General features: G+C 34.6%; 6 protein-coding genes, 2 tRNA genes, 1 rRNA gene and 1 riboswitch. Of the genes, 2 read left to right on the top strand and 7 right to left on the bottom strand.

What is annotated here, in order from left to right; all coding sequences use genetic code 11:
* The 4 genes from dapA to lysA are packed head-to-tail and all read right to left on the bottom strand — an operon-like array spanning window position 1 to window position 4,066.
* Entirely contained in the window at window positions 1-873 is an 873-nt protein-coding gene (dapA, locus tag EKM77_RS10155; protein WP_125593953.1) for a 4-hydroxy-tetrahydrodipicolinate synthase, read from the bottom strand.
* A complete protein-coding gene (locus EKM77_RS10160) occupies window positions 873-2,030 on the bottom strand; it encodes an N-acetyldiaminopimelate deacetylase (RefSeq protein WP_125593954.1) in 1,158 nt (385 codons plus the stop codon). Before EKM77_RS10160 ends, dapA begins: the two co-directional genes overlap by 1 nt.
* Window positions 2,031-2,032: 2 nt before the next feature.
* Window positions 2,033-2,737 carry a 2,3,4,5-tetrahydropyridine-2,6-dicarboxylate N-acetyltransferase gene (gene dapD, locus EKM77_RS10165; RefSeq protein WP_125593955.1) on the bottom strand — a complete coding sequence of 235 codons (705 nt, stop codon included), beginning with the start codon at window positions 2,735-2,737 and terminating at the stop codon, window positions 2,033-2,035.
* A 30-nt stretch (window positions 2,738-2,767) separates the two neighbouring features.
* A complete protein-coding gene (gene lysA / locus EKM77_RS10170; RefSeq protein ID WP_191987455.1) occupies window positions 2,768-4,066 on the bottom strand; it encodes a diaminopimelate decarboxylase in 1,299 nt (432 codons plus the stop codon).
* A gap of 92 nt (window positions 4,067-4,158) precedes the next feature.
* Window positions 4,159-4,339: riboswitch (Lysine riboswitch) on the bottom strand.
* 164 nt (window positions 4,340-4,503) lie between these two features.
* Between lysA and EKM77_RS10175 the strand changes: the two genes are divergently transcribed.
* Window positions 4,504-5,859, top strand: a complete 1,356-nt coding sequence (locus EKM77_RS10175) for an aspartate kinase (RefSeq protein WP_125593956.1) — start codon at window positions 4,504-4,506, stop codon at window positions 5,857-5,859.
* Window positions 5,860-5,877: 18 nt separating this feature from the next.
* A complete protein-coding gene (gene dapF, locus EKM77_RS10180) occupies window positions 5,878-6,852 on the top strand; it encodes a diaminopimelate epimerase (RefSeq protein ID WP_125593957.1) in 975 nt (324 codons plus the stop codon).
* A gap of 103 nt (window positions 6,853-6,955) precedes the next feature.
* On the opposite strand, the gene EKM77_RS10185 is transcribed toward dapF, so the two are convergent.
* From EKM77_RS10185 to rrf, 3 genes are all read right to left on the bottom strand, one after another.
* A tRNA-Ser gene (locus tag EKM77_RS10185) sits at window positions 6,956-7,045 on the bottom strand.
* 88 nt (window positions 7,046-7,133) lie between these two features.
* Window positions 7,134-7,206: transfer RNA gene (locus tag EKM77_RS10190), tRNA-Asn, on the bottom strand.
* Between the two features lie 6 nt (window positions 7,207-7,212).
* Window positions 7,213-7,289, bottom strand: a 5S ribosomal RNA gene (gene rrf / locus EKM77_RS11240); the annotation flags it as partial.

Raw genomic sequence — 7,289 nt, forward strand, 5'->3', positions numbered from 1 at the left:
CTATAAACCTAATTTATCAAATAGGATTTTTTGTTCTGATTCGTTTAAAGATAAAATTGGTAATCTGCAGCCACCAACTTTAAAGCCTTGACTATTCAAAACAGCTTTGACTGGAGAAGGTGAAGGATACATGAATAATGCGCTCATCTTTGGAGTAAGTTCTCTTTGTAAAGCACCTGCCCCTAAAACATCCCCATCTGCCAGCTTTTTATACATTGTGGAAATTTCATCTCCATAAATATGGGATGCCACTGAAATCACACCGTTTGCTCCAATTGATCTTGCATACAATGCTTGTCCGTCTTCACCGCTATAAACTAAAAAGTTATCCGGTGTATGTTCAACAATATATTCTAAATCGTCTAATGAATTACATTGTTTGATACCTTGAATATTTTCATTCTTGGATAGTTCAACTACTGTATCTTTATCCATTAAGACTCCGGTTCTGCCTGGTATGTTATAAATCATGACCGGGATCGGTGAAGCTTTTGCAACAGCTTCAAAGTGAGCCTTCATTCCACGCTGATTTGGCTTGTTGTAATAAGGAACAACTACTAATGCCATATCTATTCCTTTAATTTGACCAACTTTTTCAACAAAATCAATCGTACCTTGAGTATTATTACTACCAACACCTGCAATAATTGGAACACGACCATCGATTATTTCTGAGAATTTTTTATATAAAGCCAATTTCTCATCTTCAGTCAATGTTGGAGTCTCACCAGTAGTACCTCCGATAATAAAACCTTGACTACCATGTTCTAAGAGATGATTAGTTAGTTTCTCCAATGCATCATAATTAATTTCTGTTGCCTCATCATTAAATGGTGTGATGATTGCCGTCATCAATTCAACGTTATCAAACATTATTCTTCCTCCAAATTCATACGATAATTTAGAAAACTAGTAAAGGCCTTAACTCCAGCCATAATTGCTTCTTCATGCGGTAAAAAGTCGACTGAATGAAGTGAACCGGGACTGGATACTCCTAACCAAAACATTGTTCCTGGTATTTTATTCAAAAGATACCCAAAATCTTCACCCGTCATAGCAGGTTTAGTAATTTGAAATCTAATTTGATCATCTTGTTGCATATAATTAATAAATCTTTTTGCCAACTTAGGATCGTTTTCAACTGGATAATAACCACCTTGGTTATATTCAACAGTTATTTTGGCATTAAAGGATATTTCTAATCCTTTAGCTATTTCTACAATACGATTACGAATAAATTCGATCATATTTTGTGTCAATCCTCTTATTGTTCCTTCAAGCCTTGCTGTTCCGGCGATAACATTTCTGATCGTACCGGCTTCAACTTTTCCAAAAGTTACCACACCGCACTTTACAGGATCAATATTTCTGGATATCACGGTTTGAACTTGATTAATAAAATTAGCGGCAATTATAACAGCATCATTGGCGTTATGTGGAAATGCTGCATGTCCGCTTTTACCTTGAATAATGACATTAACTTCAGTCGTTCCAGCAAACAGTGTCTCTGAATTAGTTCCAATGACACCAGTTGCTAGATCGGCATTATCGTGCAAACCGTAAAACTCATCAATTTTATATTTACCCTCAAAAGCACCTAAATCATAGGCCTTTTGACCACCACTATCACTTTCTTCAGCTGGCTGGAAAAATATAACTAAATTATCTTTTGGCTGATTTTGAGCGTAATAACTTAAAATTCCTAAAGCAACAGTCATGTGAATATCGTGTCCACAAGCATGCATGATACCTTTATTTTTAGAGGCATATGATAACTTATTCTCTTCAGTCACTGGCAAAGCGTCCATATCAGCTCGATATCCAATTGTCCGCTTAGGATCACTTCCATCTACATGTACTAGTAATGCTGTTGGTAATTCCTTAATTTCTTTAATTTCTAAAAAATCTTGAGGAAAAGTTGCAATTACTTTCTTAATATATGTATGAGTCTGAAATTCATCCAATGCCAATTCTGGGATCTGGTGAAGTTTTCTTCTAATATCAATTAATTGATGCTCATCTAAGACCATAATTACAACTTCCTTAAAGTATTTTCAATATGCGTTTTATCAGTTGTCTGTTGATCTTTAACTTTTAATACCTTAGCAGGAACTCCAGCCATAACAGATCCCGCTTCAACATTTTTAGTAACTACCGCACCAGCTCCGATAACAGCATTGTCGCCAACTTGAACACCTTCTAAGACGACCGCGTTAGCCCCGACAGTAACATTGTTTCCAATTTTAACTGGATCAGCTGAGGCAGGTTCGATAACACCTGCTAAAACCGCATTAGCACCGATATGAGAATTTTTCCCAACAATAGCACGTCCACCTAAAACGGCACCCATATCGATCATTGTTCCATCGCCTATTTCAGCACCGATATTAATAACTGCTCCCATCATGATAACGGCATTGTCGCCAACTGAAACTTGATCACGAATAATAGCTCCAGGTTCAATTCTGGCATTAATATGTTTAATATCTAGCATTGGTACGGCTGAATTCTTAGCGCTTGTTTCTATAAAGTATTCACTAATATCATCATTTTTTAAAAGAGGAGCGATTTCAGTATAATCACCAATTAAGATTCCCATTGAACCAGTATTAAAAAACTTAACCGATGCTGGAATTTTTAATGATGAAAAATCACCTTGAACATAAACTTTAACAGGAGTGACCTTCTTGGCATTTCCTATATAATTAATAATTTCTTCTGCATCCATCTTACTCATGAAAAAAACTCCTCCTATTATATGAACTATTTAAATGTAGTCACGATCTAATTTAATTAAGTCATCATATGATTCACGTTCTACAACTAATTTATCTTTTCCATTCTCAGCAAAGACAACGGCTGGTCTTGGATTACGATTATAATTTGAAGCCATTGAATACCCATAAGCTCCAGCATCTAAAACTGCTAAGATATCACCTGATTTTGTTTCTGGAAGTTTTTGATGATCAATTAAGATATCACCTGATTCACAATACTTACCAGAAATATGAACATCTTCTTTTAGAGCTTCGTCCATCTTATTAGCTACGACTGCCTCATATTTAGCCTGATAAAGTGCTGGTCTAATATTGTCACCCATACCACCATCAACATTCACATATGAAGTTAAACCAGGAACATCTTTTCTTGATCCAATCGTATAAAGACTAAATCCAGCTGGACCAACAATTGAACGTCCAGGTTCGATCCAAATTTCAGGTATTGGCATATCTTTATCACTGCTCTGTTGTTTAACAGTTTCGGCAATATTTTTAATAAATATATCTGGTCCAATTGCTTCATCTTGATCATTGTAGGTAATTCCAAATCCACCACCTAAATTAATAACTTGTGGAAGATAATCGAATTCTTTTTTCCAGTTAGCTGAAATTTCAAACATTTTTTTAACCAACATAACAAATCCTTCAATACCAAAGATCTGTGAACCGATATGTGCATGAATACCGATCAAATTCATTCGTTTATTTGCTAAAACTTTTTTCAAAGCTTTTGAAGCTTGACCTGAACCTACATCAAAACCAAATTTACTATCAACTTGACCTGTCTGATCATATTTATGAGTATGGGCTGAAATTCCCGGAGTCAATCTCAACATCACATTCACCGTTGAATCTTTATCTTCAAGAACTTGTTCCAATAAATCAATTTCATAAAAATTATCTAAAATAATGACGCCAATATTATTATCAACGGCCATTTCTAATTCTTGTTGCGACTTATTATTTCCATGAAAACTAATCTTATCTGCTGGAAAACCTGCTTTTAAGGCTGTATAAAGTTCACCGCCAGAAACAACATCAGTATGAACATTTTCTTGTTTAAGAACTTGATACATTGCAATAGTAGCAAATGCTTTACTAGCATAGCTAACTTGATACTTCAAGCCGCTGTCTTCAAAACTATTTTTAAAAAGTTGGATCTGTTTTCTAATTTCCTCTACATCATAGACAACTAATGGTGTTTGATACTTAGAAGCAAGCTCCACACTATCTACTCCACCAATCATTAAATGTCCGTTTTCACTCGTTAATTCACTACTTATCATTTGTAATCTACCCTTCTTAGAGGTCAGGTTGAATAAAAAAAGACCCCTTTGCTTAAACAAAGAGATCCAAAATAACATAAATTCCGCATCATTTTGTCATAAGCGCAACGCAGCGACATTTTACTGCGACAGTCCGTATCATCTTGTTGATACGTCCCAGCAAACTGGATATTGCAATACCCAGCGCTTCGGCGACATTCCCTTTCGACAAGTTCACTGTTCTTGCAAGAACTCCCTCGCTTAATAATGTTAGTCGCGACCTCTTTTTGTTTTGTTGCTTAAAAGATTATAACAACTCTAATAATACGTCAACCCTAATTAAGGAATTTGAATATATTTTCTAACTTTTAAACTTTAAGCTTGTTTTAATAAGTGAAAATGCTAAACTCTACATTAAAAAAGTATTAATTTTTTAATTAAAAATTGGAGTGATACATGTGAAAGTCGTCAAGTTTGGCGGTAGCTCGCTAGCAAATGGTGAACAGTTTGATAAAGTTATTAATATTGTTACAAGTGATGATGATCGAAAAGTTATCGTTACTTCAGCACCTGGTAAACGTTTTTCTGGTGACATTAAAGTTACCGACTTATTAATAAAATATGCAAATGCAGTTCTGGAAAATAAAGATTATCAAGATACTTATAATAAAATAGTAGATCGATATCAAGAAATAAGTGACTACTATGAATTACCAGCCGATACAATTAACAAGATCAAAACTAAATTATCCGACCTAGCAAAAGCCGATTATAAAGATGATGATCATCTTATGGCAACTTTTAAAGCACATGGTGAATTTTTAAATGCGATAACTTTAGCTGATGTTTTAAATCATAAAGGCATTCCAGCTAAATTTTTAGATCCTAAAGATGTTGGTTTTTTAGTTGGCGGTGAACCAAATAATGCAGATGTTCTACCAGAAACATATGCCAATTTGGCAAAAGTAAAATTTGGTGAAGAAAAAATAGTTTTCCCAGGTTTCTTTGGTTATAGCAAAGATGGAGACATCTTTACTTTCTCACGTGGAGGATCTGATATTACCGGAGCCATTTTAAGTCGAGGATTTAATGCAGATCTATACGAAAACTTTACTGACGTCGATGCAATTTATGTAGCCAACAATCATATCGTCGATAATCCAGAAGCCATCAAAAAGATGTCATACCGTGAAATGAGAGAATTATCTTACGCTGGATTTTCAGTTTTCCAAGATGAAGCAATTATTCCAGCTGTTGAAGGTCAAGTCCCAGTAAATGTAAAAAATACAAATAATCCCCAAAAACCAGGAACTATGATCGTCCCTTCACAATTTTTATTCAATCCAGCTAACCCAGTCACAGGAATAGCAAGTTCTGATCGTTTTTCAGCACTATATTTACACAGATATTTATTAAATAAAGAAGTTGGATTTACTCTAAAATTACTCCAAATATTTTATAAATATGGAATCTCCTATGAACATATGCCATCTGGAATCGATGATTTAACAGTCATATTTGATAAGAGCAAATTAGATCCCGAGACGATCAAGAATTTGTGCAATGATGTCAAGAAAACCTTAAATCCTGATTATCTTGAATGGATCGACGACTATGCAATTATTATGGTAGTTGGTGAGGGTTTGGCTCATACCGTTGATACTGTGAGTAAAATAATCGATTCATTGACTGAGAAAAATATTGCTATCGATATGATCAACCAAGGTGCATCAAGAATTTCAATTATGATAGGAACACAAGTAAAAGATTCTAAAGATGCCGTTAAAGATATTTATGATACTTTTTTTAACTAAATTATTGAGGTGAAAATAATGGTTCAAATTTTAAAGGTACACGGTTCAGAAAATCAATTTTTCATTTTGGATCAAACTAAATTAAAAAAGCAATTGTCAGACGATGAATTGAAAAATTTAGCTATAAAAATATGCAGTCCTCAAAATGGTATATTAAACGGATCTGATGGACTTTTAGTAGTCAATGATTCTAAGTATGATGACTGTATTGGTCAAATGAGAGTTATCAACGCTGACGGTAGCGAAGCAAAAATGTGCGGTAACGGTTTGAGAACTGTTAGTCGCTATTTATCAGAAAAATTCAATAAGAATGAATTCAAAGTTGAAACTTTTGAAAATAATTTATCAGTAAAAAGATCTCAAGATCTAGCTGAAGGTGTACCAGCGTTTAGTGTTGAAATATCACCAATTTCCTTTAATAAATCTGATTTACCTTTTTCTTACAAGGATAAGGAACAATTAATAGACTCAAATGTCCCAGAATTCATCTCTGGACAGACTTTTACAGCTATCGCTGTACCTAATCCACATTTGATAAGTTTTGTAGATGAGGTAAAAGAAGATGAATTAGGCAAATTGGGAAAAATGCTTAATGGTAAAAACGAATACTTCCCTGAAGGTGTTAATGTTAGTTTTGCAAAAATATTAGGACCCAATAAGTTATTCGTTCAAACATATGAACGTGGCGTCGGATTCACTAATGCCTGTGGTACTGGAATGTCCGCTACAAGTTTGGCCTTTGCCATACTTCACGAAGATAAGTTTGATTCTAAAAAAGATATTGAAGTGCTTAATCCGGGTGGAATGGTAAAAACTAACATTCAATTAGATCCTCAACCAGAAAACAGTCAGATACGTTTGATCGGTAATGCTACATTCACACATAATATTGAAGTAAGTGAGTCTGATTTACACATTGCCAACCTTTCTAAGGTCGATATTCAATTGACTGGTGAAGAAGATAAGTATCAACAATTTATTAAGTCTATTTAGAAAACATTCAATATACCAAAAAAGGCGTCGTATCATAAGATACGGCGCCTTTTTACACAAATATACATTGAATGGATGTACATTAATAGAAAATTAAGTACAACGGAGAGTAGGGGATTTGAACCCCTGATACAGGCAAAACCCGTATACATGATTTCCAATCATGCTCCTTCAGCCACTCGGACAACTCTCCAAAATAAAAAACCTAAAAAAATACATCTAATTCATATGAACTAGATGTATTAATCTGGCACACCTAGGTATTCCTAAGTATTTATTAACTCCGGATGTCAGACTCGAACTGACGACACCCTGATTAACAGTCAGATGCTCTACCAACTGAGCTAATCCGGAATAACAGCGTGGCAACTACCTATCCTCGCGGGTAGTTTCCCACCAACTACTTTCGGCGTTAAGAAGCTTAACTTCTGTGTTCG

Source organism: Companilactobacillus baiquanensis, from assembly GCF_003946605.1.
GTDB classification, from domain to species: Bacteria; Bacillota; Bacilli; order Lactobacillales; family Lactobacillaceae; genus Companilactobacillus; species Companilactobacillus baiquanensis.